The 22,779-nt window shown below is 67.6% G+C and carries 25 protein-coding genes; 9 read left to right on the forward strand and 16 right to left on the reverse strand.

Features of this window, described 5'->3' with window-relative positions; translation table 11 throughout:
- The first annotated feature begins 10 nt into the window (after nucleotides 1–10).
- Nucleotides 11–448 carry an NUDIX domain-containing protein gene (locus ACH107_RS06430; protein WP_412505127.1) on the forward strand — a complete coding sequence of 146 codons (438 nt, stop codon included), beginning with the start codon at nucleotides 11–13 and terminating at the stop codon, nucleotides 446–448.
- Here the strand turns inward: ACH107_RS06430 and ACH107_RS06435 are convergent.
- From ACH107_RS06435 to groES, 3 genes are all read right to left on the reverse strand, one after another.
- Nucleotides 418–1,293, reverse strand: a complete 876-nt coding sequence (locus ACH107_RS06435) for a DMT family transporter (protein WP_412505128.1) — start codon at nucleotides 1,291–1,293, stop codon at nucleotides 418–420. The two genes, ACH107_RS06430 and ACH107_RS06435, sit on opposite strands and share 31 nt — an antisense overlap.
- A gap of 121 nt (nucleotides 1,294–1,414) precedes the next feature.
- Nucleotides 1,415–3,073 carry a chaperonin GroEL gene (groL, locus tag ACH107_RS06440; RefSeq protein ID WP_412505129.1) on the reverse strand — a complete coding sequence of 553 codons (1,659 nt, stop codon included), beginning with the start codon at nucleotides 3,071–3,073 and terminating at the stop codon, nucleotides 1,415–1,417.
- Nucleotides 3,074–3,127: 54 nt separating this feature from the next.
- Complete coding sequence (groES, locus tag ACH107_RS06445) at nucleotides 3,128–3,439, reverse strand: co-chaperone GroES (RefSeq protein WP_412505130.1); 312 nt, start codon at nucleotides 3,437–3,439, stop codon at nucleotides 3,128–3,130.
- Nucleotides 3,440–3,817: 378 nt separating this feature from the next.
- Here groES and ACH107_RS06450 point away from each other — a divergent pair, with 378 nt between their 5' ends.
- Together ACH107_RS06450 and ACH107_RS06455 are read left to right on the forward strand one after the other, a co-directional pair.
- A complete protein-coding gene (locus ACH107_RS06450) occupies nucleotides 3,818–4,414 on the forward strand; it encodes an exopolysaccharide biosynthesis protein (protein ID WP_412505131.1) in 597 nt (198 codons plus the stop codon).
- A 114-nt stretch (nucleotides 4,415–4,528) separates the two neighbouring features.
- Nucleotides 4,529–5,449 (forward strand): manganese-dependent inorganic pyrophosphatase, encoded by a 921-nt coding sequence (locus ACH107_RS06455; RefSeq protein WP_412505132.1) that lies wholly within the window; start codon nucleotides 4,529–4,531, stop codon nucleotides 5,447–5,449.
- Between the two features lie 102 nt (nucleotides 5,450–5,551).
- On the opposite strand, the gene speB is transcribed toward ACH107_RS06455, so the two are convergent.
- From speB to ACH107_RS06475, 4 genes are read right to left on the reverse strand one after another with little or no spacing between them, the layout of a single operon-like run.
- Nucleotides 5,552–6,517, reverse strand: coding sequence for an agmatinase (gene speB / locus ACH107_RS06460; protein WP_412505133.1), 966 nt, complete (start codon nucleotides 6,515–6,517; stop codon nucleotides 5,552–5,554).
- Between the two features lie 2 nt (nucleotides 6,518–6,519).
- Nucleotides 6,520–7,350, reverse strand: coding sequence for an NlpC/P60 family protein (locus ACH107_RS06465; protein WP_412505134.1), 831 nt, complete (start codon nucleotides 7,348–7,350; stop codon nucleotides 6,520–6,522).
- 49 nt (nucleotides 7,351–7,399) lie between these two features.
- Entirely contained in the window at nucleotides 7,400–8,785 is a 1,386-nt protein-coding gene (locus tag ACH107_RS06470) for a leucyl aminopeptidase family protein (RefSeq protein WP_412505135.1), read from the reverse strand.
- 59 nt (nucleotides 8,786–8,844) lie between these two features.
- The gene (locus ACH107_RS06475; RefSeq protein ID WP_412505136.1) at nucleotides 8,845–9,225 is read right to left on the reverse strand and encodes a hypothetical protein; all 381 of its coding nucleotides are present in this window, start codon (nucleotides 9,223–9,225) and stop codon (nucleotides 8,845–8,847) included.
- Between the two features lie 152 nt (nucleotides 9,226–9,377).
- Between ACH107_RS06475 and ACH107_RS06480 the strand changes: the two genes are divergently transcribed.
- Nucleotides 9,378–10,028 carry a carbonic anhydrase gene (locus ACH107_RS06480; protein ID WP_412505137.1) on the forward strand — a complete coding sequence of 217 codons (651 nt, stop codon included), beginning with the start codon at nucleotides 9,378–9,380 and terminating at the stop codon, nucleotides 10,026–10,028.
- 13 nt (nucleotides 10,029–10,041) lie between these two features.
- Here the strand turns inward: ACH107_RS06480 and ACH107_RS06485 are convergent, their stop codons facing one another.
- From ACH107_RS06485 to hrpB, 5 genes are all read right to left on the reverse strand, one after another.
- Nucleotides 10,042–10,356, reverse strand: coding sequence for a DUF1244 domain-containing protein (locus ACH107_RS06485; RefSeq protein WP_412505138.1), 315 nt, complete (start codon nucleotides 10,354–10,356; stop codon nucleotides 10,042–10,044).
- A gap of 20 nt (nucleotides 10,357–10,376) precedes the next feature.
- Nucleotides 10,377–10,718, reverse strand: coding sequence for a 5-carboxymethyl-2-hydroxymuconate isomerase (locus ACH107_RS06490; RefSeq protein ID WP_412505139.1), 342 nt, complete (start codon nucleotides 10,716–10,718; stop codon nucleotides 10,377–10,379).
- Between the two features lie 91 nt (nucleotides 10,719–10,809).
- On the reverse strand, nucleotides 10,810–12,291 hold the full coding sequence (locus tag ACH107_RS06495; protein ID WP_412505140.1) for an inorganic phosphate transporter: 1,482 nt from the start codon (nucleotides 12,289–12,291) through the stop codon (nucleotides 10,810–10,812).
- Between the two features lie 103 nt (nucleotides 12,292–12,394).
- Nucleotides 12,395–12,853, reverse strand: a complete 459-nt coding sequence (locus ACH107_RS06500; protein WP_412505141.1) for an NUDIX hydrolase — start codon at nucleotides 12,851–12,853, stop codon at nucleotides 12,395–12,397.
- 73 nt (nucleotides 12,854–12,926) lie between these two features.
- A complete protein-coding gene (hrpB, locus tag ACH107_RS06505; protein ID WP_412505153.1) occupies nucleotides 12,927–15,368 on the reverse strand; it encodes an ATP-dependent helicase HrpB in 2,442 nt (813 codons plus the stop codon).
- 106 nt (nucleotides 15,369–15,474) lie between these two features.
- Here hrpB and meaB point away from each other — a divergent pair, with 106 nt between their 5' ends.
- The 5 genes from meaB to ACH107_RS06530 all read left to right on the forward strand — a co-directional run bounded on the left by meaB (nucleotide 15,475) and on the right by ACH107_RS06530 (nucleotide 18,532).
- Nucleotides 15,475–16,455, forward strand: coding sequence for a methylmalonyl Co-A mutase-associated GTPase MeaB (meaB, locus tag ACH107_RS06510; RefSeq protein WP_412505142.1), 981 nt, complete (start codon nucleotides 15,475–15,477; stop codon nucleotides 16,453–16,455).
- Nucleotides 16,456–16,612: 157 nt separating this feature from the next.
- On the forward strand, nucleotides 16,613–16,900 hold the full coding sequence (gene rpmB, locus ACH107_RS06515; protein ID WP_310692180.1) for a 50S ribosomal protein L28: 288 nt from the start codon (nucleotides 16,613–16,615) through the stop codon (nucleotides 16,898–16,900).
- A 118-nt stretch (nucleotides 16,901–17,018) separates the two neighbouring features.
- Nucleotides 17,019–17,360 (forward strand): hypothetical protein, encoded by a 342-nt coding sequence (locus ACH107_RS06520; RefSeq protein ID WP_310692179.1) that lies wholly within the window; start codon nucleotides 17,019–17,021, stop codon nucleotides 17,358–17,360.
- Nucleotides 17,361–17,420: 60 nt separating this feature from the next.
- Nucleotides 17,421–17,906, forward strand: coding sequence for a copper chaperone PCu(A)C (locus ACH107_RS06525; protein WP_412505143.1), 486 nt, complete (start codon nucleotides 17,421–17,423; stop codon nucleotides 17,904–17,906).
- Nucleotides 17,907–18,094: 188 nt separating this feature from the next.
- On the forward strand, nucleotides 18,095–18,532 hold the full coding sequence (locus ACH107_RS06530; RefSeq protein ID WP_412505144.1) for a low molecular weight protein-tyrosine-phosphatase: 438 nt from the start codon (nucleotides 18,095–18,097) through the stop codon (nucleotides 18,530–18,532).
- Here the strand turns inward: ACH107_RS06530 and ACH107_RS06535 are convergent.
- The 4 genes from ACH107_RS06535 to ACH107_RS06550 form a co-directional block, all read right to left on the reverse strand.
- Nucleotides 18,504–18,854 (reverse strand): arginine transporter, encoded by a 351-nt coding sequence (locus ACH107_RS06535; protein ID WP_412505145.1) that lies wholly within the window; start codon nucleotides 18,852–18,854, stop codon nucleotides 18,504–18,506. The genes ACH107_RS06530 and ACH107_RS06535 overlap by 29 nt on opposite strands.
- Nucleotides 18,855–19,443: 589 nt before the next feature.
- Nucleotides 19,444–20,790, reverse strand: coding sequence for a phosphoglucosamine mutase (gene glmM / locus ACH107_RS06540; protein WP_412505146.1), 1,347 nt, complete (start codon nucleotides 20,788–20,790; stop codon nucleotides 19,444–19,446).
- On the reverse strand, nucleotides 20,787–21,794 hold the full coding sequence (gene folP / locus ACH107_RS06545; protein WP_412505154.1) for a dihydropteroate synthase: 1,008 nt from the start codon (nucleotides 21,792–21,794) through the stop codon (nucleotides 20,787–20,789). The genes glmM and folP overlap by 4 nt, the downstream gene beginning before the upstream one ends.
- Nucleotides 21,795–21,808: 14 nt before the next feature.
- Nucleotides 21,809–22,723 carry a dihydroneopterin aldolase gene (locus tag ACH107_RS06550; protein WP_412505147.1) on the reverse strand — a complete coding sequence of 305 codons (915 nt, stop codon included), beginning with the start codon at nucleotides 22,721–22,723 and terminating at the stop codon, nucleotides 21,809–21,811.
- Nucleotides 22,724–22,779 lie beyond the last annotated feature (56 nt).

Consider the following 22,779-nt stretch of genomic DNA (forward strand, 5'->3'; position numbering starts at 1 on the left):
CGGAGCCGTCATGCCCATTCGCGTTGCCGCCCGTGCCGTGATCCTGCAGGAAAACCGGCTGTTGCTTGTCAATGCCTTCCCCGGGGCGCACAGCGATCTGTGGTGCGCGCCCGGCGGCGGGGCGGCGCCGGGACGGTCATTGCCGGATAACCTCGTGCGCGAGGTTCACGAGGAAACCGGCCTCGAGATTGCCGTGGGCCCGCCCTGCCTGGTGAACGAGTTTCAAAGCCCGGCCGCGGGGGTCCACCAGGTCGAGATTTTCTTTCGCTGCACCATCGCATCCGGGGCGCTGAGCGATGACTGGCGCGATCCCGAGGGGATCGTCACGCGCCGGCGGTTCGTGACCCGCGCGGAAATGGCGGGGCTGCGATACAAGCCCGACAGCCTGCCGCGGGTCGCGTTCGGCCACGACGTTCTTTACGATCCGCTCGAAAACCTCGTCAGGTAACGGCCAAGGGGCAGCACGGCGATTGCCACGCCCCCCAGAACGACCCCCGAGGCGATCACGAAGGGCAGGGTCAGCGTCTCGGACAGGAACAGGATGCCGCCGGCCGTGGCGATGACCGGCACGGTCAGTTGCGCGACCGCCGCCACCGACGACGGCAGCCCCGGCAGAACGCGGTACCACAGCGCGTATCCCATCCCGGACATGACGACGCCCGAGATCACGGCCCAGAGTATCCCCTCGCCAGAGGCGTGCATTCCGGCGGGGCCGGCGGGCAGCAGGAATGCCAGTGCGATACCGGGCGGTGTCGCCAGGATGAAGTTGGCGGCCGTGGCCTGAAGCGGGTCGCCATTGTTGCGCCCGACGAGGGAGTAGACCCCCCACCCCAGGCCGGCGAGCGACATCAGAAGGCCGTGCCGCGCGCTCACGTCCGGGCCGCTGCCGGGCCAGAGCAGCCACGCCAGCCCGGCGAAGGCAACCGCGGCCCCGGTCCAGCGGCGCGGCGGTGTCGGTTCCGCGGCGATCAGCCCGCCCGCGAACATGGTGATCTGCACCACGCCGAACAGGATGAGCGCGCCCATGCCGGCATCGAGCGCATCGTAGGCCGTCGAGAAGCCGTAGAGGTAGACGAGCAGGGACAGCACGCCCGTGACACGACCGGGGCCGCGCAGCGCGATGGCCCCGCGCAGGACATGGCAAAGCACCGCGAGCGCCACCGCGCCCGAGGCCAGCCGCAGCGCGGCGAAGCTCGTGGCGTCGATGCTGCCGCCGGCCAAGGCCATGCGGTTCAGGACCGAGTTGGCGGCGAAGGCGACCATGGTGAGCGAGGTCAGCAGGACAAGGCGCATGCGCGCAGGGTAGACCGGAAACCCGCGCCGGATACAATCACGCTGTCGCGATCGTGTCGGGCGCCCATGAAAAAGGGGCCGCCCGAAGGCGGCCCCCTGAAAGCATTAACCGGGCGGTCGGTTACATCATGCCGCCCATGCCGCCCATGCCGCCCATGTCGGGCATGCCGCCACCGGCACCGGCACCGCCGTCGTCCTTCTGCGGCTTGTCGGCCACCATCGCTTCGGTGGTGATGAGCAGGCCGGCGATCGAGGACGCGTCTTCCAGCGCGGTCCGCACGACCTTGGCCGGGTCGATCACGCCATAGGCGAACATGTCACCGTATTCCTCGGTCTGCGCGTTGAAGCCGAACTTGGTGTCGTTGCTTTCGCGGATCTTGCCGGCAACGACGGACCCGTCGACGCCCGCGTTCTCGGCGATCTGGCGGAGCGGCTGCTCGAGGGCCAGTCGCACGATGTCGACGCCGCGGGTCTGGTCGGTATTGGCGCCTTCCAGCCCTTCGAGGGCCTTGGCGCCCTGAACCAGAGCAACACCACCGCCGACGACGATGCCTTCCTGCACCGCGGCGCGGGTCGCGTTCAGCGCGTCATCGACGCGGTCCTTGCGCTCCTTGACCTCGGTTTCGGTCATGCCACCGACCTTGATGACGGCAACCCCGCCAGCCAGCTTGGCCACGCGTTCCTGCAGTTTCTCGCGGTCGTAGTCGCTGGTGGTTTCCTCGATCTGCGTGCGGATCTGGCTGACCCGCGCCTCGATCTCGGATTTCTCGCCGGCGCCATCGACGATGGTGGTCTCGTCCTTGGTGATGTTCACCGTCTTGGCCGAGCCCAGCATGTCCATCGTGACGTTTTCCAGCTTCATGCCCAGGTCTTCGGAGATGACCTGCCCGCCGGTCAGGATCGCGATGTCCTGCAGCATCGCCTTGCGACGATCACCGAAGCCCGGCGCCTTGACGGCGGCGATCTTCAGGCCGCCACGCAGCTTGTTGACCACGAGGGTGGCCAGCGCTTCGCCTTCCACGTCCTCGGCGATGATCAGCAGCGGTTTCTGCGACTGGATCACCTGCTCGAGCAGCGGGACCATCGGCTGCAGCGAGCTGAGTTTCTTCTCGTGCAGCAGGATCAGGCAGTCATCCAGCTCGGCGATCATCTTGTCGGAGTTGGTGACAAAGTAGGGGCTGAGATAGCCGCGGTCGAACTGCATGCCCTCGACCACTTCGGTCTCGGTCTCGGTGCCCTTGTTCTCCTCGACGGTGATGACACCCTCGTTGCCGACTTTCTGCATCGCGTCGGCGATCTGGCGGCCGATTTCCTCTTCGCCGTTTGCGGAGATGGTGCCGACCTGCGCGACTTCTTCGCTGCCCGAGACTTCGCGGGCGGCGGACTTGATCGCCTCGACGACCTTGCTGGTGGCAAGTTCGATGCCGCGCTTGAGGTCCATCGGGTTCATGCCGGCGGCGACCGCCTTCATGCCTTCCTTGGCAATGCCCTGTGCGAGCACGGTCGCGGTGGTGGTACCGTCGCCCGCCTCGTCATTGGTGCGCTGCGCGACTTCCTTGACCATCTGCGCGCCCATGTTCTCGAACTTGTCCTCCAGTTCGATCTCCTTGGCGACGCTCACCCCGTCCTTTGTGATGCGCGGCGAGCCGAAGGACTTGTCGAGCACCACGTTGCGGCCCTTGGGGCCGAGCGTGACGCGAACCGCATCCGCCAGCACATTGACACCCCTCATCATGCGATTGCGGGCGTCTGTATCGAAACGTACGTCTTTTGCAGACATGATCTGTTTCTCCTGATGTCTTCTATTTCTGTCTCAGTTCACGAAGCGCGGGGCTCAAGCGGCCTGTGCGGCCTTGCCACCGTCGATGATGCCCAGAACGTCGCTTTCCTTCATGATCAGCAGCTCTTCGCCGTCGATCGTGATTTCCGTGCCGGACCACTTGCCGAACAGGACCCGATCGCCGACGGCAACATCGGGCGCGATGCGATCACCGTCCTCGTCGCGCGCGCCGGCGCCAACGGCGACGACTTCGCCCTCCTGCGGCTTTTCCTTGGCGGTTTCGGGGATGATCAGCCCGCCCGCGGTTTTCTCTTCGCTCTCAACGCGGCGGACAAGGACGCGGTCATGCAGCGGTTTAAATGCCATGTCTTTGGCTCCTCGGCTCAAAGTTTCTCCCTCAACGGCCCCGCGCGTCTTCGCGGGAGCCGTTAGCACTCACTCCGATCGAGTGCTAACGGCGCATAGCTAGGCACCGTGGCAAAGACTGTCAATATAGCCGTCGTCATTTTTTGGTATGCCGGGGAAGTCGGAGCCGTCCGGCCGCCGCATGGCCGGCCTCGGACCGCGAACCCACCGTATCGCCCGGGGGTGCCGATTCTTCAAGCAAACGGTCCGAAATGCTTGGGCGCGGCGGTCGGGACGGTCGGGAACTTATCCGTGTCGCGCCGCATTTCCGGCCTGCCATCCCGCCCGGGAGTTGCTATACCGTGCGCAAGTGAACACCACACATATTGCGGAGCGCCCATGCCCGGCCTGAAGTCGGATAGCAGCTTGACCGACATGCTTGACCTGATCGCGTCGGAAATGGGCGACGGGCACGTGTCGTTGCGCGACATCATGCGCATTCTGGGGGCGCGCAGCCTGACTCCGCTGCTGCTGGTGCCGTGCATCGCCCTTGTTTCGCCCCTGTCCGCGGTGCCCGGCCTGCCCACGCTGCTGGCGGCGGTCGTCGGGCTTGTGTCGCTGCAATTGCTGACCGGGCGCCGGCGGCTGTGGCTGCCGCGCGTTCTGCTTGACCGGTCCTTGCACGTGGCCCGGCTCGCGCGGGTTCTGGCGGTCATGCGACCGACCGTGGTGCGTGTCGACCGGCTGATCAACGAACGCTTGACACTCCTGACGGACCGGCCGTGGAACCTGCCGGCCCTCTGCCTTTTCTGCATCGTTTCCTTCTTCATGCCGCTGATCGAGTTCGTGCCCTTCCTGACCTCCACGCTGGCCAGCGCGCTGGCGCTTTTCGCGGTGGCGTTGTTTGCCCGCGACGGGCTGCTGATGCTTGCGGGATATGCGCTTGTCGGGGTGGCTGCCCTGCTGGTCGTTAAGGCGGTCGGCTTTCTGGTCTAGGCCGTGGTCGCCGCGTGATGCCGCGGTGCAGCATCGGGTGGTGACAAGCCCGGGGATTGTTCCTATAAGGCCGCAAATTCTCACGAAACGACAGCAAAACACGGAATGCACACCATGACCACGCTCGTATTCGGCCACAAGGCGCCCGACACCGATTCAACCGGTTCCCCGATCCTGTGGGCCTGGTACCTCAACGACGTGAAAGGCGGTGATGCCGAGGCCGTCCTGCTGGGCGAGCCCAATACCGAGGCCGCCTTCATGCTGGACCGCTGGAACCTTCCCAAGCCGCGCATCATCGACGACGTGGCGGATGACCAGCCCTGCGTCGTGGTTGACACGAACAATCCCGCTGAACTGCCGGAAAACATCAACGGTGCCGACGTGCAGGCGATCGTCGATCACCACAAGCTGACGGGGGGTCTGGAAACCAAGGGTCCGATCGACATCACCGTGCGGCCGCTGGCCTGTACCGCGACGATCATGGTGGACCTGATGGGCGACGAGGCGGCCCGGATGCCCGATTGGGCCAAGGGCGCGGCGCTGACCTGCATCCTGTCGGACACGCTGGAATTCCGCAGCCCCACGACGACCGCGCATGACCGCGAGGTGGCTGGCAAGCTGGCCGCGGAGCTGGGAATCGACATGTCGGATTACGCCGCCGAGATGTTCGCGGCCAAGTCCGATGTTTCCGCCTTTTCCGATGCCGAGCTGATCCGCATGGACAGCAAGGAATACGAGGTCGGCGGTACCAAGTTCCGCGTCTCGGTGCTGGAAACCACGGCGCCCGACCAGGTGCTGTCGCGCAAGGACAGCCTGATGGCCTCGATGAAGAGCGTGGCCGCCGAAGACGGCGTTGACGAGGTGCTGCTTTTCGTCGTGGACATCCTGAAGGAAGAGGCCACCCTGCTTGTGCCCAACGAGACGGTGAAGGCCGTGGCCGAAAAGAGCTTTGGCGCCGAGGTGACGGGCGACACGGTGGTGCTGCCCGGTGTCATGAGCCGCAAGAAGCAGATCATTCCCAACCTCGCGGTCTGATCCGTCGCGCCATGAAGGCCAAAGGGGGCGCCCATGCATGGCGCCCCCGGTCAGCCGCTTGATCCGCGCGGGCGTGCAGGCCCGCCCGCAGGCGGCCCGGGATCATGACCGCGACATGCTGCCCGCCATGACGCACAGCAATTCGAACATGATCGACACCGCCAGGAACGCCGTGCCGCCGGATTGATCGAAGGGTGGCGACACCTCGACCATGTCGGCGCCGACGATATCCAGCCCTTCCAGCCCGCGAACGACCCGAAGCGCCTCGTAACTGTTCGGCCCGCCCACTTCCGGCGTGCCGGTGCCGGGGGCGAACGCGGGATCGACGAAGTCGATATCGTAGCTGACATAGGTCGGGCCAGTGCCGACGATCGCGCGGGCCTCGGCCATCACGTCGGCGGCACCGCGTTCATGGAATTCCTCGATCAGGATCAGGCGGATGCCGTTCGCGCGGGCGAAATCACGGTCCTCGCTATCGTACATCGTGCCACGCAGCCCGATCTGGATCACCCGGGCCGGGTCGAGCAGCCCTTCCTCCACCGCGCGGCGGAAGGGCGTGCCGTGGGTGTACATGGAGCCGCCGAAATAGCTGTGGAACAGGTCGGTGTGACTGTCGAAATGCACCATGCCCAAGGGCGTGTCACGCGCCAGCGCCCGCAGGACAGGCAGCGATGTCAGATGATCGCCGCCGGCCGTCAGGGGCCGGATGCCGCTGCTTTTCATCTTGTCGTAAAAGCTGGTGATGCGTGCCATGCTGTCGATGATGTCGGCGGGGTTGGGCCCCACGTCGCCAAGGTCGGCGCAGTTCATCACCTCGAACGGCCGCATGCCGCTGGTGGGGTGTTCGGCGCGTATCATGGTCGAGGAATCGCGCAGCTGCCGGGGTGCGTGGCGGGGTCCGGGCCGATTTGTCGTCCCCGAATCCCACGGCACGCCGATCAGCCCCGTCTGGACATCCGCGACCCTGTCATGCCCGGGCGGGACATGGGGCAGCCGCATGAAGGTGGGCACCCCGGCAAAGCGTGGCAGGTCGAACCCCGAAACGGGGTGAAAGTACGCGTCGGACATTGTCATCCTCCCAGCCGTTTGCGCGCTGTTACCGGGCCGTCGCCCTGCGCCTCGATTCGTTCGATGGCCGCACGCAGCGGTTCATGGGCCACGGCCATGTGATGCACGTTGGCATGGAGCAGCGTTTCGGGGTCCGCCACCCATGCTACGTGTCCTGTCCAGAACAGCAGATCGCCCCGGCGCAGCGGCGCGGCGTCGGACAGGTGCGCGCCGAGCACCGCCGCCTGCTGGTCGCTGTCACCGGGGCAGGGCAGGCCGCAGGCCAGGCAGCCCGCCTGTATCAATCCCGAGCAATCTATGCCGAAGGCCGAATTGCCCCCCCACAGATAAGGCGTGCCGAGCAACAGCGCCGCAACGGCAACCGGATCGTCCGCCGGATTTTCGAGCGATTCGAGGTGTACAGCCGGGGCGTAGCCCTCCGGCGTTCGGGCGAAACGGCCCGTCCGGCCCGTGACATGCAAGAGGCTTCCGTGGCCGAGCGCGGCAATTTCCGGGTTCTTGAAATCCGGCGTCGCGTAGAGGTGGGTGGCCCGCGCGGCAACGCGGTGCGTGGGGCGGCGCGGGGTGGCCAGATGATCGGCCAGCAGGTACCCGACATAGCCGTCGCGCGCCGCTTGCACGAAGGCCCAGCCTTGGTGGATTTCGAAACAGGTCACGCCCTCGCCCATCAGCAATTGCCGGTCGCGAGGGCCGCCGGGCCGGCGCAACAGGTCGGCCACGGGGGACGCGATACGGTGCCGTGTCCCCTCGACGAAACGGGGCGCGGTGACCTGCCCGCGCAGGTGTTCGGCGGCAACGCGGCCGTTGGCGGGTGTCTGGCGCGTGTCGGTCATATCATGTCCGCGCCGCAGGCGGGCATCCCGCAAGGGTTGCCCGCGCGGGTCATTCTGGCAGCACGCCCGGCAGTGCCTGAAGCAGCGCCCGCGCGCCCATGCCGACACCCCCTTTGGGGCGGGCCGGCGCCGCCGTCGGGTTCCATCCGAAAATGTCGAAATGGGCATACCGCGTCTCGCCGGTGAAACGACGGAGGAACAGCGCCGCCGTGATCGCGCCCGCGAAGCCCCCGGACGGGGCGTTGTCCAGATCGGCGATACCGGGTTCGATCAGGGGCTCGTAGGGCGCGTGGAGTGGCAGGCGCCATACCGGGTCGGCCACCTGTTGCGCCGCTGTCTCGATCGCGGCGGCAACGCCGGGATCGTCACAGAAGAACGGGGCGATGTCGGGGCCGACGGCAACCCGCGCCGCGCCCGTGAGCGTGGCCATCGACACCATCAGGTCAGGCGTGTCCTCGGCGCCGAGGCTGAGCGCGTCTGCAAGGACAAGGCGCCCTTCGGCATCGGTGTTGTTGATCTCGACCGTCTTGCCGTTGCGCGCGGTCAGGATGTCGCCGGGCCGGAAGGCGCCGCCGCTGACCGCGTTTTCCACCGCCGGAACAAGGACCCGAAGCCTGACCCGCAGGCCGAGCGCCATGATCATGTGCGCCAGCCCGAGGACCGTCGCGGCGCCGCCCATGTCCTTTTTCATCAGGCCCATGCTGTTGCCGGGCTTGAGGTTCAGCCCCCCGGTGTCAAAACATACGCCCTTGCCGACAAGCGTCAGCGCCGGGCCGTCCCCGCCCCACCGCATGTCGATGAGGCGCGGCGCGGCGGACGGGGCGGCGGCCCGCCCGACGGCGTGGATCATGGGAAAGTTCGCGTCGAGCAGCGCCGCGTCGCGCGTGACATGAATCGCTGCGCCGTGCCTGTCCGCGAGATCGGCGCAGGCCGATTCAAGCTCGGCCGGCCCCATGTCGGCGGCCGGCGTGTTGATGAGATCGCGGGTCAGCGCCTCGCCCGCCGCGATGGCCTCAAGGCGCGCGGCGTCCACGCCGTCAGGGGCGACCAGCCGTGTCGCGGGCCGCTTCTGTTCGTGGTACCTGTCGAACCCGTATCCCGCCAGCAGCCAGCCAAGCGCCGCTTCCTCGGCTCGGTCCGGGCGAAGGCCCTCGAAGCGGTAGGTGCCTGCCGGCAACTTGCCCGCCGCGGCGGCAAGGTGAAAGCGCCCCCGCGCCCGCGCCTCGGCGGTGCCGTCGCCGACGACCGCCATGACGATCCGGCCGTCGCTGTCGGGGACGGTCAGCGTGGCCCCCGGTGCCGCGTCGAAATCGTTGGCCCTGATCCACGCGGCGACCGGGGCCGGCTGGGTATCTAGCCAGGACCCGAGCGCGTCCTTCTCGATCACGTGAAGCGGTAGTGCCGGCGAGTCGCCGGGGGCAAATCCATCTGTCATGCGAACACCTTTGGCCGGTTTTCCGCCAGCCTAGCGGTGCTGGCGTGGCCTGCAAGGTGTCAAATGGTGAGATCCTGCAAATCCCAGATTTCGGTCAGGCAGCGTTCGCCCAGCCGGACGAGCCGTGCCAGCGTCGCCGCGAGGGCGACCGGATCGCCCGCGCCGGCACACCGGATCACGTCATTGGCCACCGCGGCGACACGATGCATCCCCAGCTGGCCGGCCATGGCGGCGACACCGCGCGCGTTCCTGACCATGTCATCAAGCCGGCCTTCGCCGTGACAGCGCCCGACACGGGACAGGCGCGCGGCCAGTTCCTCCAGCGCGCGGCAGACGACGTTGTCGGCCGCTTTGCTGCCGAGTTCCAGGTAAAGTTGTTCCAGCCGCTCGGTATCCAGGTCGACCGGCTCTTGCTGTTCGAGCGATGTAATCCGTTCCAAGGCTCACCCCATTGTCCTGCACGCCCCCACGTGCCATGCTGAACATGGACCGGCAATGTTCCGAAATAGTTGCCGGGGCGCGATATTTTCTCTCGAATTCGCCCGGATTTCGGTCTATCGGGCGAAGAGACGTCAAAGTTGCAGGTCATGTCATGGAGATCGCCCAACCGCTGCCCACCTATCTGGTTCAGCGCTATCATGGCTGGAAAGCCACGACATACGCGCAAAACCGGGCCTGGTATCGACGGTTGTCCGACGAAGGGCAGCACCCTCGGGCCATGGTCATTTCGTGCTGCGACAGCCGGGTGCATGTCACGTCCATTTTCGGGGCGGACATGGGCGAATTCTTCCTGCATCGGAATATCGCCAATCTGGTCCCGCCCTACGAGACGGGCGGCGGGCAACACGGCACCTCGGCCGCGGTGGAATACGCCGTGACGGCGCTGAAGGTCGCGCATGTCGTCGTTCTGGGGCATTCAAGCTGCGGCGGGGTGAAGGGGTGCCACGACATGTGCGCCGGCAAGGCGCCCGAGCTGGAGCAGGAATCCAGTTTCGTCGGCCGCTGGATGGACATCCTGCGCCCGGGGTTCGAACGCGTCAAGGACATCGACGACGATGGCGAACGCACGCGCGCCCTCGAAAAGGAAGCCGTGCTCATATCGCTTGAAAACCTGATGACCTTCCCGTTCGTGAAGGCCGCCGTGGACGCGGGCCGGATGAGCCTTCACGGGCTGTGGCACGATATCGGCGACGGCGGTGTCGAGCAATACGACGCCGGCAGCCGCCGGTTCGTGCCGATCTGAGCGCGGGCGCGGTTCAGTCCGGCTTGCCCACGTTTTCCGCGAACGAGGTTTCGAAGGCCTCCTTCTGGGCGCCGGTAGCCTCGGTCTGGTAGGTGTCCTTCCACGTGGCATAGGGCATGCCGTAGAATATCTCGCGCGCTTCCTCCTTGTCCATCTCGATGCCGCGTTCGTTCGCGGCTTCCTGGTACCAGCGGCTCAGGCAGTTGCGGCAGAACCCGGCAAGGTTCATCATGTCGATGTTCTGCACGTCGGTCCGCTTTTCCATCAAGTGCTCGCGCAGGGTGCGGAATGCCGCGGCTTCGAGTTCGATCCGGGTCTGGTCGTCCATTCTGTCCTCCTTTGGCCCAGTTACAACATGCGTTTCAGGTAGGGCGGGTTCAAGTCTGTCAGGCGCACTGTCAGGCTGCCGACATCGGGCAGATGGGACTGCAGCGCGTCCATGACGATCTGCGCCAGCTCGCCGCGGATTTCCTCGGGGCGGCCGGGGATCAGGAGAAGCGTGGCATGCGCGAATGTCTGCGGGCTGACACCGATGCGCGACGCGGTGGCGGCGATGGTGCGCACGCGCACGGTTTCGGGGCCCGTGACCGACGGGTGATCCGCAAAACGCTGCCACGTGTCATCGCATAGGGCTTGCAGATCGTGGCTGGCCTCCAGCCCCTTGGCATGTTCGATGACGATATGCGGCATGGGCTGCCCCTCCTGTCTGTTCGCGAACCTCTATGCCCGGGGAGCGCGGCGGCGTGCAACCGCGCATTGGCCGGCGGATCGCCGGGCCGGGTCAGCCCGCGATGCCGTTCAGGACAAGGAAGATGGCCGCCGACATGCAGGCCGCGGCCGGGACCGTGACCACCCATGCCGCGACGATGGTCATGAAATGACTGCGCCGCACCAGCTTGCGCCTGCGGCGTTCCTCGGGCGGGGGGCGCTTGATGGCCTTGCTGCCTGCCGTGCCGTTGCGCAGGCGTCGCCCCATGTGCCATTCCCTGAAGAACCCGACGCCGAAAACGCTGCCGACGGCGATATGGGTCGAGCTCACGGGCAGGCCCAGCCAACTGGCGAGGATCACGGTGATCGCGGCCGAGAGGGCCACGCAGTAGGCCCGCATCGGGTTGAGCCGGGTGATCTGGCTGCCCACCATGCGGATCAGCTTCGGCCCGAACAGGAACAAGCCGAAGGAAATGCCGAAGGCCCCGATCACCATGACCCATGACGGTATCGCCACTTCGCTAGAAAAGCCGCCCGCCTCGCTGGCATGAACGATGGCGGCGAGCGGGCCGACCGCGTTGGCCACGTCATTCGCGCCGTGCGCGAAGGACAGCAGGGCGGCAGATATGATCAACGGCAGGCCGAACAGCGCCTTGAGCGACTTGTTGCGGTTTTCCATGCCTTCGGACTGACGCCGGATGAGCGGTATCGTCAGCAGGTAGACGGCGCATCCCGCCGCCGCGCCGATCAGCAGGGCCGTGCCGATGTCGATGCTCACCAGCCGCTTGAGCCCCTTGAGCGCGAGATAGCTGGCAAAGGCGCCCGACATCACGCCGACAAGGACCGGCACCCACCGCCGCGCGGCGCTGATCTTGTCCGCGCGGTAAATGATGCGGGCCTTGATGAACGCCAGCACCAGCGCGGCGATGACGCCGCCCAGCAACGGGGATATGACCCAGCTGGCGGCGATGGCGCCCATTGTTGGCCAACTGACGGCGGCGAGCCCCGCCGCCGCGATGCCGGCCCCCATCACGCCGCCGACGAGTGAATGCGTCGTCGAGACGGGCGCGCCGACCTTGGTGGCCACGTTGACCCAGAGCGCGGCCGAGATCAGCGCGGCCATCATCGCCCAGATGAAGGTGCGTTTTTCGGACATGCCCGACGGGTCGATGATCCCCTCTGAGATCGTGGAAACGACATCGCCGCCCGCCAGCAGCGCGCCGGCGCTTTCGCAGAGCGCCGCGATGACGATCGCGCCCCCCATCGTCAGCGCGTTCGCGCCCACCGCCGGGCCCATGTTGTTGGCAACGTCGTTGGCGCCGATGTTGAGCGCCATGTAGGCCCCGAAAACCGCCGCCGCCACGACAAGGGCGTTGCCATCCTGCATCCCGAAGAACACCGCGCCGGCCAGCCCCGCGACGACGATGAAGATCAGGGCGATGCCGGGCCCGACCAGCGGGCGCGTCACGTAGGCGGTGGCATACTCGACGTGAGAGATCTTGCCGAGATCCTTGTCCAGCGTTTTCCACTGGTTCCGTCCGGGCGTGCCTGTCACGTCTGCCTCCGACTGTCTTCCATGGTCGACTCTTGTGTCGGCGCATGGCGCTACGGGGCGCTGCGCATCGGGTCAAGGCATCCTTGCGAAGAATGCCCCGGTGTCACATTTCCAGCAGGATTTCCTTCAGCCCCGGTTCGGTCACCAGCTCCGCGGCCTCGGCCGGGGATACCCATTTGCGCTGACGCTGGCGCGATTCGGGGTAGATGTCGGAAAGCTCGTTCACGCGGACCTTGTAAACCTGCGCCTCGACGGGGGCCTCGTAGCCCGCGTCAAGCCGCTTGGCGTAGTCATAGCAGCCGACCGGACCTTCGACGACCGCGCAATCGCGCACCCCGGCTTCCTCCCACGCTTCCTGCAGGGCGGCTTCGGCGGCTTTCTTGCCCTCGATCGGCCAGCCCTTCGGCACGATCCAGCGGCCGGTGTCACGGCTGGTTATCAGCAGGACCTGCCGACCCTCGGGCGTGTCGCGATAGCACAGCGCCGCAACCTGCCATTCGGGCGGACGGCGCAGCATCGGCATCAGCAATTCGTCCCATGCCTGCTTCATCTTGTATGTCATGCAATACGTCTAAACCTGCTCTGCTTAATTATTTGTAAAGCTAAACATAAAGTCCCGGCCGGCAAAATACAAATCAGCCCGATGGGCGCTTGCGTGCCCGCAGCGTCGGGTCGGCGGCGGTCGGATCCTCGGGCCACGGGTGCTTGGGGTAGCGGCCGCGCATCTCCTTGCGGACCTCGGCATAGGCATTCGCCCAGAACCCGGGAATGTCGGTCGTGGTCTGCAAGGGACGCCCCGCCGGAGACAGCAGCGTGACGCGCAGCGCCGTCCCCCCCACGACGGGATGGGTGGTCTGGCCGAACATTTCCTGCAAACGCAGGGAAATCCCGGGAGGCTCGCCGGAATAATCTATCGGGACCTTCCGCCCAAGCGGGGTTGCGAAATGGGCGGGCGCGGCGGCGTCAAGGCGCTGCATCTGGTCCCATGACAGGCGGGCCCGCAGCGCATCGAGCATATCGAACGATTTCCAGTCCTGCGCGGTCTTCACCCCCGTCAGAAACGGCAACAACCAGTCCTCGAGGCTGTCCATCAATGCCGCTTCGGACATGTCGGGCATGTCCTCGCCGGCGTCGCGCAACAGCGTCACCCGGGCGACGAAACGCTCGGCCGCCGGTGTCCATGCCAGCCCGAGGTCGCGCACCCCGTCCAGCATGGCCCGCGCGACCTTGTCTGGGGGCGCGTCCTTCCATATCCGGTCGTCGAGCACCAGCGCGCCGAACCGTTCCTGCTGTCGGGCGGTCACGCGACGGTCGCGCCGGGACCATTCGCAGACATCGTGCCAGCCGATCTGCCCGGCATGCAGCGCGCGTATCTCGGCTTCGCTGATGCGGATGGCCTGCCGGATCCGGGCCTCGCGCGGGTTGCCGTCGAGATCGGTTGCCACGATGAGCCGTTCGCCGGCCATGTCATCCCCGTCGGGAAGTACCGCCCCCTTGCCGCCCGAAAGCACGTAGCGCGGCTTGTCGCCCTTGCGGCGCAGCCCGATGCGGTCGGGATAGGCCAGCGCGGCCATCTCGGCGTCGCCCAGACGTTCGGACCGCGCGCTTTTCGCTTGCTTGGCAAGCCGTTTCGCCTCGGACTTGATCCGGTCCACGGCGGTGCGATTGGCCGGGTGAGGATGACGCTCGGAATAGGCCCTGAAATCGCGCAGCGCGGCGAGGCGCAGCGACAGGTCGACCGGCGCGCCGCGCGCCAGCGGATCACGCTCGGCCAGCAGCGCGGCCAGTAACGCGCCCTCCGGACCGGCCACCGCGAGCATGTGGGCCAGCCGGGGATGCAGCGGCAGGGCGGCGATGGCCTTGCCATGCGCGGTGATGCGATGCCGCGCGTCGAGCGCCCCCAGCATCATCAAGAGTGCCTGCGCCTCGGCATAGGCGCCGGGATTGGGCGGTGTCAGAAAGGCCAGGTCGCCCGGGGCCGCGCCCCAAAGCGCCAGTTCCAGCGCCAGCGCGGTCAGGTCGGCGGCCTCGATCTCGGGCGGGGCGAAGCCGGGCAGGGCGCCATCGGCCCCTTTCGTCCAGAGTTTGTAGCACACCCCCTCGGCCACCCGGCCCGCGCGGCCGGCACGCTGCGTGGCCTCGGCCCGGCTGACCGGTTCCGTGACCAGCCGCGACATGCCCGACCCGGGATCGAAGCGCGCCCGCCGCGCCCGGCCCGCGTCCACGACCACGCGGATATCCTCGATCGTCAATGAGGTTTCGGCGATCGAGGTGGCCAGGACCACCTTGCGCCCCGAGGAGACCGGCGCGATGGCCGCGCGCTGTTCGGCAAAGGGCAGGGCGCCAAAAAGCGGCCGGACCTCGCACTCATCGGCTAGGGACAGCTGCGCCATGGTGCGCCGGATCTCGCCCTCGCCGGGCAGAAAGGCCAGCACGCCGCCCGTCGTCTCGGCCACGGCCCGTTCGATCAGCCGCGCCGTGGCCGCCTCCAGCCGCGTGGTCTTGGGCACGGGCGTGTCCAGGAAACGGGTTTCGACAGGGTAACTGCGCCCCTGCGAGGTGATCACGGGTGCCGCGTCCATCAGCTCTGCCACCGGGCCTGCGTCCAGCGTTGCCGACATGGCCAGCAGGATCAGGTCCGGGCGCAGGGCCGCGCGTGCCTCCAGCACCAGGGCCAGGCCGAGGTCCGCATTCAGGGACCGTTCGTGAAACTCGTCGAAGATCACCGCCCCGATTCCGGGCAGGTCGGGGTCGGATTGCAGCATTCGGGTCAGGATGCCCTCGGTCACCACCTCGATCCGCTGGCCGGGCACGTTCGCCCCGCGCATCCGGTAGCCGACGCGGCCGCCGGGGGCCTCGCCCAACCCCTCGGCCAGGCGTTCGGCGGCAGCACGGGCGGCCAGGCGGCGTGGTTCCAGCATGACGATACGCCCCTCGGTCAGCCCCGCGTCCAGCATGGCCAGGGGCACACGCGTCGTCTTGCCCGCCCCCGGCGGGGCTTGCAGCACGGCGCGGCCCGGCGCGCGCAGGGCCTCGATCAGCTTGGGCAGGCAGTCGTCTATGGGCAGGCGTTGCATCGCTCCAGTTGCAGCCTGCCCGGCGCCGAAGGTCAAGGCGTCCCGTCCAGCCGTCTGCGCTGTCCGCCTCTGGACAGTCGTGTCGCGCCGCGCGACAAGACACGTCATGGACACGAGTGACCTGGCACAGAAGATCGCGCGCGGCGACCGGCGCGCCCTGTCACGGGCGATCACCCTGGTGGAAAGCGCGCGGCCCGACCATCGCACGCAGGCGGCCGATGTGCTGGCGGCCCTCGACACCACCCGTCAGGCACTGCGTATCGGCCTGTCGGGGACCCCCGGCGTGGGCAAGTCCACCTTTATCGAAAGCTTCGGCCTGATGCTGACCGGGCAGGGCAAGCGGGTTGCGGTGCTGGCCGTCGATCCCTCCAGCGCGCGGTCGGGCGGCTCGATCCTGGGCGACAAGACGCGCATGGAGCAGCTCTCGCGCGACCCGAACGCCTTCATCCGCCCCTCGCCCAGCCAGAGCCAGTTGGGCGGCGTCGCCCGCCGCACCCGCGAGGCGATCGCCCTGTGCGAGGGGGCGGGCTTTGACGTGGTGCTGATCGAAACCGTGGGTGTCGGCCAGTCCGAGACGGCGGTGGCCGAGATGTCCGACCTGTTCCTGTTGCTGCTCGCGCCCGCGGGCGGCGATGAATTGCAGGGCGTCAAGCGCGGCATCATGGAGAGCTGCGACATGATCCTGGTCAACAAGGCCGATGGCGAGCTGCGCCCCCAGGCGATTCGGACCTGTTCGGATTATGCCGGCGCGCTGCGTTTGCTGCGCCGCCGCACCCAGGACCCGGAGGGGTTTCCCAAGGCGCTGACCGTCTCGGCGCTGGACACCGGCGGCATCGCGCAGGCCTGGACCGAAATGCAGGCGCTGGCCCAGTGGCGTCGGGACCAGGGCGTCTGGGACCAGCGCCGCTCCGGGCAGGCCATGTTCTGGTTCCGCGAGGAGGTGCGCGCGGGGCTGCTGGCGGCGCTGGAAGAAGACCCCGAGATCGCCAACCTGCTGGAGGACCTGCAGGCCCGGGTCGCCAGCGGTGACCTGCTGCCGGCCCTTGCCGCCGACCAACTGGTGCAGCGGTTCCGCGGCAAGGGCTAGGGCAGCGCGGAATCTGCCTCTTGCGGCTTGACGGCACCGCGGAATCCGCCTAATCCCGCCAAACCGAATTCGAGGCCACGCGGCGCTGCGGGGTCTGAGCTGTTTGATCGTGGGGCCCGCCTGCCCGCTGGGCCCTGTCTGGACAAGGAACAAAAAGATGTCGCGTCGTTGTGAACTGACCGGTAAAGGCCCGCTGACCGGCAACAATGTCAGCCACGCCAACAACAAGACCAAGCGTCGCTTCCTGCCCAACCTGCAGGACGTCACGCTTCAGTCCGACGTGCTGGGCCGGAGCTTCCGGTTTCGGGTGTCTTCGGCTGCGCTGCGCACCGTCGATCACCGCGGTGGCCTGGATCAGTTCATGGCCCGCGCCAAGGATGCCGAGCTGTCCATGGACGCGCTGAAGGTCAAGAAGGACATCCTCAAGGCGCAGGCTTCGGCCTGATCCATCCCGAGGAATTTGTGAAGGCCCGGTCGCTCATGACGCCCGGGCCTTTGTTGTTTGCGCGGCGCTTTGTCCGATACCGGTGCGCCGGCCCCCGTCATAGCTAGGAGGAATGACGGTGCGTCGCCCCCTCCTGCCTGGTCTTCTGGCGCTGCTGGTCGCCCTGACCGCGCAGCAGCTGGCCGTGGCCCGTGGCCAACCCCAGGCGGCGGGACAGGTCGCGCTTTGCGCGGATGGCAGCATCGTCATGGTGACCGTCGGCCATGACGGGACGCCGATCGGGCCTGCACATATCTGCCCTGACGTCGCGCTCGGGCTCATGGTGGCTCTGGACCTGCCAGACCCGGACCAAACAGCCATTGTCCACATCCGCCGTGCCGCCCAGCCCTTTGATGTTCTTGATGCGGTTTCACATATCCACATCGCCAGCCGGGCCCGGGACCCGCCCCTGTCTGCCTGAAACCGGCTTTTCAGCATGCAATATCGCGGGGCTGACCCGCCACCAGACAGGAGAGCAGACATGACGCTCAGACCCACAACTCTCGGCCTGACCGCCGCCCTTACCCTGGCCACGCCCGCATGGGCCGCCGAGATCACCATCGAGGACCCCTATGCCCGCGCGGCTGGGGTGACGGCCATCGCCGGGGCGGCCTTCATGACCATCCACAACGAAAGCGCCATCGCCGACCGGCTCGTCGCGGCCCGGTCCGACGTGGCCGAACGGGTGGAACTGCACACCCATGTCGCCGATGGCGATGTGATGCGCATGATCGAGGTCGAAGAAGGCTTCGCGATCCCGGCGGGCGAGGCGCACAGCCTCGCGCGCGACGGCGATCACGTGATGTTCATGGGGCTGCGCCAGCCCTTCGAGCAGGGCGAGACCATCACCGTGACCCTGACCTTCGAACATGCGGGCGAGATGACGCTGGAGATTCCGATCGACAACGATCGCCCAGCCACGGGCATGGACGGCGGCCTGGACACCGAGGCCAGCGACGACGGCTAAACCCCGAGGCCCTCGCCCCGCCGGGCGGGGGCGCATGCGCTGGCCGGGGTTGCTCGGTCGGTATTATTGTGTCCGGTCCACTTTCGGACCGTAAATCCGCGCCTGGGGATGATGACCCGCATCCGCCCTTTCCCCGCGTCGTCTTTTGAGGTTTCCTGTCCCGTGTCCATCCGAACCGGAGCCATTCCGTGCAGTCCATTCTCTTTGTGTGTCTTGGCAATATCTGCCGGTCGCCCGCGGCCGAGGGGGTGGTGCGCAACCATCTGCCGGACCTGGTACTTGACAGTGCAGGGACCGGCCGCTGGCATGTCGGCGATCCACCGTATGCGCCGATGCAGGCGGCAGCCCGGGCGCGCGGGCATGATCTGTCCGCCCTGCGCGCGCGGCAGTTCGGTCCGTCGGATTTCGACGCCTTCGACCTGATCTTTGCAATGGATGCGGCCAACCTGCGCGACATCGAGGCCCAGAGGCCCCCGGGCGACGCCACACCGATCGAGAATTTCGCCGCCTTGGCCGGGGCGGCTGAAGTGCCCGATCCCTATTACACCCGCGATTTCGAGGGCTGCCTTGACCTGATCGAGGCCTGCGCGGTGGCGCTCAGCCGCAGGTTTGACGCGTCGCGCTGACGTAATCGCGGTAGCGGTCCCAGAAGGCGTCGTTGCGCCAACTGTCCGAGATCTTGACCGCGTGCGCCTCTTCGGGGTTGTCGAAAAACCCGGCGATGCGGCGCGCGTCGCGGCCCGACAGCGTCTGGTCGGCAACGGCCTGAACGCAGCCGCACAGCTGGCGGTTGGCGGCGGCCCGGCCCGAGGCGCGGCAGGCACTGTAGACCGGCCCGGTGGCAAAGGCCGCAACCGGTGCAGCGCCGGTGGCGCGGGCGTCCGGGTGGCTGCTGCCGCCGCAGGCCGTCAGCACCAGAGAAACCCCCAGAAGAAGAAATGCCCGCATGTCGATCACGCCCTGACTGAATGCCCGTATCACCGGCGCGGCCCGGTTGGCCCGGTGTCTTGGTGCGCCATGGTTGCAGTATGCGCCGGGCCTGGCGATTTTGCAATCGCGGCCTGCGCGGCGGGCCGAAAGTCCGCCAGGCTGCAATCGGCGTGCGGCCCGACGTGCAGCACGATGGCCCGCGCTGACGTCGCGCGGGAATTGCTTGTGGTCCTTGGCAAGGAAAAGTGCAGACGCTGCGCATGCCATGTGCTGCGTTCAGCCCGGCGGCAGCCTGAAAGGTATCCACGTCCAGGCTGTAGACCAGCCGGCAATGGGGGTCATGCCAAGGGATGCAAGATACGTGCATTCAACAGGACAGATGGCCCCATGGCCGACATCCAGCTGTGCCGGGTATGGTGCAGCAGGTCGGCAGATCGAGTGGGCACCGCTGCTTTTCGCGCCCGTGCCGGCTGCTTTCACATGGGCTGAGCTGTTTTTGTCCGCGCCGTGCTCGGCCGCCGGCTGGATCGCGCCGCGCGCCTGTGGCACGGCCAAGCGGTATCGACATCGCACCGATGTCCATGACCGGGCGGTACCGTCCACCGCGCTATCCGGCGTTCTGTTCCACCTCGGCCACGATGCCATCGACCACCAGCGCCAGCAGTCCTTCGTCCTCGCATTCGGCCATGACACGGATCAGCGGTTCGGTGCCGGACTTGCGGATCAGCAGGCGCCCCTGTCCCTGCAGGCGTCCCTCGGCCTCGGCAATGGCGGTTTTCACCGGCCCCAGCGAAAGCGGATCGGCAGCCTCGTCGTAACGGACGTTCCTGAGCAGTTGCGGCACGGTCTCGAAGACGCAGCTCAGCTCCGAGGCGCGCTGGCCGGTCTCGACCATGGCCGCCAGGAACTGCAGCCCGGCCAGCAGCCCGTCGCCGGTGGTGGCGTAATCGGTCATCACGATGTGGCCCGATTGTTCGCCGCCCAGGTTGAAGCCGCCCGCGCGCATCCGTTCCACCACGTAGCGGTCGCCAACCCTGGTTCGGTCCAGCGCGATACCCCTGCCAGCCAGGTGGCGCTCCAGCCCGAGATTGGACATGACCGTCGCGACCAGCGTGTTGCCCGCCAGCCGCCCGTCCTCGGCCCAGCGGTTCGCGAAAAGCGCCATGATCTGGTCGCCGTCGGCGACGGTGCCGGTCTCGTCGAGGATCATCACCCGGTCGGCGTCGCCGTCCAGGCACAGGCCGACATCCGCGCCATGGGCCACGATGGCCGCGGCCGCGCTGTGCGGCGCGGTGGACCCCACGCCATCGTTGATGTTGTCGCCGTTCGGTGCGACCCCCACGGGGATCACCTCGGCGCCCAGTTCCCAGAGCACCTCGGGGGCGACGCGATGCGCGGCGCCATGCGCGCAATCGACCACCACCTTGAGCCCGGCCAGGGTGCGCCCCTGGGGAAAGGTGGACTTGAGCCGCTCGGCATAGCGGAAGCGCCCGTCGTCGATGCGCCTGGCCCGGCCGATGTTGGCCGCCTGCACGGGCTCGACACCCTCTTCCAGAAGGCGCTCGATCTCAAGCTCGGCGGCATCGGACAGCTTGAAGCCGTCGGGGCCGAAGAACTTGATTCCGTTGTCGGCGGACGGATTGTGGCTGGCCGAGATCATGATGCCGAGGTCGGCCCGCATCGAGGTCGTCAAAAGCCCCACCGCCGGCGTCGGCACCGGGCCCAGCAGCAGGACGTTCATGCCCGTGCTTGTCAGTCCCGCGGTCAGGGCGTTCTCGAACATGTAGCCCGACAGGCGGGTGTCCTTGCCGATCACGACCCGGTGGTCGTTGTCCCCATCGTTGCGGAAATACCGCCCCGCCGCCGCGCCCAGCCGCAGCGCCAGGTCCGCGGTCATCGGCGGCGTATTGGCGGTGCCGCGCACCCCGTCGGTGCCAAAGAACTTGCGGGTCATGGGGCCTCTCCTCTCAGGGCGACAGCGATCTGGACCGCCTGTCTGGTCTCGGTGGTGTCATGTACCCGGGTGATCTGCACCCCCTGCGCCAGCCCGTGCAGCGCCACGGCGAGCGATCCGGGCACGCGGTCCCGGGCCTCGGGGGCATCGGCAAGCGTGCCGATGAAACGCTTGCGCGAGGCGCCCAGCAGGACCGGGCAGCCCAGCGCATGGAACAGCGACAGGCGCCGCAGCAGGGCGAGATTATGTGCCAGCGTCTTGCCGAAGCCGATGCCCGGGTCCACCACGATACGGGCGCGGGGCGTGCCGGCGGCCTCGGCCTGCGCGATCCGGTCGGCCAGGAAATCGTAGACGTCCAGCAGCACGTCGTCATAGGTCGGATCGTCCTGCATGTCCTGGGGTGTGCCCTGGGCATGCATCAGGCAGATCGGCAGGCCGCTGTCGGCGGCGAAGGCGGCCATGCGGCTGTCATAGGAGAAGGCCGAGACATCGTTGAGCATGCTGGCCCCGGCCCCCATGGCCGCCCGTGCGACCATGGACTTGCGCGTGTCGATGGAAATCGGCCCGTCTCGGCCCGCGCGGATCGCGGCGATGACGGGCGCGGTGCGGCCCACTTCCTCCTCGACGCCGATCTCGATCGCGCCGGGGCGGGTGCTTTCGCCGCCCACGTCGATGATATCGGCCCCGGCCACCTGCATGGCGCGGGCCTGGGCAAGCGCCGCCTCGGGGTCCATGAAAAGTCCGCCGTCCGAGAAACTGTCGGGCGTCACATTCAGGATCCCCATGAGCCGCGGGCGCCCCATGTCCAGACCGGCCAGCGCCGCCCGTGGCGCGCAAAGCCGCTCCAGCACCGCCTCAGGGACCTCGTGCGCGGGGATCAGCGCGGGCGCCTCCGTCCGGCTGAGGCGTTCCACCTGTGTGAACCAGCACCACCCGCCGGCCAGCGTGACGGCCCCGGCCGGGCGGTGCGGGTCGGATTGCGGAACAGGTCGAAAGTAGTCCATGGCGGGGTCGGGCATCAGTCCAGCGTGTAGCTTGTTGTCGGCAGGGCGCAGTCTGGCGCGGTCCCGCCCAGAACGCAAAGCTCTTCGGCCTGCATTTCCTGCGCGAACCAGGCCGCCAGCGCGAGGGCGTCGCGCGGGCTGGCCGAGGGGCTTTCCACCGCGTCCAGCACGATCTTGGAGGGGGCCCAGACACAGATCTGGCCATTCTTCATTGCCCAGTCCAGTTCCGTCCGGCTGCGGGTCACCACGCAGCGGCGGTCGCGCCCGGCCAGCACCCAGGCGTTCTGCTCGATGGCCAGCAGGTCGATGCGGCGTTGTGCCAGGGCGGCGCGCGATTGCGGGGCGGGGGTGTCGGCGGGGCCGACACAGAAGATCAGCGGCGCCGCGCGTGCGGCGAAATCGTCGATCCAGCGCGCCAGGCTGTCGGCAGCAATGGCCGCATTGGTCAGGTAGACGATGCGCGGGTGCGACGCCTCTTCGTGGGCCTGGGCCGCGGCGGCCTGTTTGCCCCGTTCGCGCGCGATCTCGACGCCAAGTGCGCCGGGGCCACGGTCCAGCTTCTCGATGCGCACGAAGACACGCTCGGCCTGGGGTTCCAGCAGGATGCGGTCGGCCACGCGCTCGGCCAGGGTTTCCAGCAGGTTGAGCCGCTCGGCCCCCAGCTCGTACTGGATCGCCTCGGTCACCCGGTCGTAGGACAGGATGCGGTCCACGTCGTCCTCGACAGGCCTCGACAGGGGGGCGACCTCGACCACCACGTTGAACTTGATGTGCTGCGGGCTGCCGCGCTCGGCCTGGAAGGCGCCGATCTCGACCTCTGCCACGTAGTCGCGCAGCGAGATGCGGTCATTGAGCGCTCCCTCGGCCGGCACGGTGGCTTCGGCCCGTTCCGCCGGGTGGGCGAAGGCAAGGCGGATGTCGGAATTCATGGGGCACCCCCGGTTGTCGTATCGCGGGGATACTAGGGCCTTGTCACGGGAACAAG

This window comes from Roseovarius halophilus (ex Wu et al. 2025) (genome assembly GCF_047086965.1).

What these genes read in the sequence shown, in the direction of transcription:
- ACH107_RS06485 (WP_412505138.1), bottom strand. Translation starts at nt 10,356, where the DNA reads ATGGACGACCAGACCCGGATCGAACTCGAAGCCGCGGCATTCCGCACC.
- ACH107_RS06435 (WP_412505128.1), bottom strand. Translation starts at nt 1,293, where the DNA reads ATGCGCCTTGTCCTGCTGACCTCGCTCACCATGGTCGCCTTCGCCGCC.
- groES (WP_412505130.1), bottom strand. Translation starts at nt 3,439, where the DNA reads ATGGCATTTAAACCGCTGCATGACCGCGTCCTTGTCCGCCGCGTTGAG.
- ACH107_RS06450 (WP_412505131.1), top strand. Translation starts at nt 3,818, where the DNA reads ATGCCCGGCCTGAAGTCGGATAGCAGCTTGACCGACATGCTTGACCTG.
- glmM (WP_412505146.1), bottom strand. Translation starts at nt 20,790, where the DNA reads ATGACCCGCAAGTTCTTTGGCACCGACGGGGTGCGCGGCACCGCCAAT.
- rpmB (WP_310692180.1), top strand. Translation starts at nt 16,613, where the DNA reads ATGTCGCGTCGTTGTGAACTGACCGGTAAAGGCCCGCTGACCGGCAAC.
- groL (WP_412505129.1), bottom strand. Translation starts at nt 3,073, where the DNA reads ATGTCTGCAAAAGACGTACGTTTCGATACAGACGCCCGCAATCGCATG.
- ACH107_RS06490 (WP_412505139.1), bottom strand. Translation starts at nt 10,718, where the DNA reads ATGCCGCATATCGTCATCGAACATGCCAAGGGGCTGGAGGCCAGCCAC.
- ACH107_RS06500 (WP_412505141.1), bottom strand. Translation starts at nt 12,853, where the DNA reads ATGACATACAAGATGAAGCAGGCATGGGACGAATTGCTGATGCCGATG.
- meaB (WP_412505142.1), top strand. Translation starts at nt 15,475, where the DNA reads ATGGACACGAGTGACCTGGCACAGAAGATCGCGCGCGGCGACCGGCGC.
- folP (WP_412505154.1), bottom strand. Translation starts at nt 21,794, where the DNA reads ATGGACTACTTTCGACCTGTTCCGCAATCCGACCCGCACCGCCCGGCC.
- speB (WP_412505133.1), bottom strand. Translation starts at nt 6,517, where the DNA reads ATGTCCGACGCGTACTTTCACCCCGTTTCGGGGTTCGACCTGCCACGC.
- hrpB (WP_412505153.1), bottom strand. Translation starts at nt 15,368, where the DNA reads ATGCAACGCCTGCCCATAGACGACTGCCTGCCCAAGCTGATCGAGGCC.
- ACH107_RS06430 (WP_412505127.1), top strand. Translation starts at nt 11, where the DNA reads ATGCCCATTCGCGTTGCCGCCCGTGCCGTGATCCTGCAGGAAAACCGG.
- ACH107_RS06480 (WP_412505137.1), top strand. Translation starts at nt 9,378, where the DNA reads ATGGAGATCGCCCAACCGCTGCCCACCTATCTGGTTCAGCGCTATCAT.
- ACH107_RS06470 (WP_412505135.1), bottom strand. Translation starts at nt 8,785, where the DNA reads ATGACAGATGGATTTGCCCCCGGCGACTCGCCGGCACTACCGCTTCAC.
- ACH107_RS06525 (WP_412505143.1), top strand. Translation starts at nt 17,421, where the DNA reads ATGACGCTCAGACCCACAACTCTCGGCCTGACCGCCGCCCTTACCCTG.
- ACH107_RS06465 (WP_412505134.1), bottom strand. Translation starts at nt 7,350, where the DNA reads ATGACCGACACGCGCCAGACACCCGCCAACGGCCGCGTTGCCGCCGAA.
- ACH107_RS06550 (WP_412505147.1), bottom strand. Translation starts at nt 22,723, where the DNA reads ATGAATTCCGACATCCGCCTTGCCTTCGCCCACCCGGCGGAACGGGCC.
- ACH107_RS06455 (WP_412505132.1), top strand. Translation starts at nt 4,529, where the DNA reads ATGACCACGCTCGTATTCGGCCACAAGGCGCCCGACACCGATTCAACC.
- ACH107_RS06535 (WP_412505145.1), bottom strand. Translation starts at nt 18,854, where the DNA reads ATGCGGGCATTTCTTCTTCTGGGGGTTTCTCTGGTGCTGACGGCCTGC.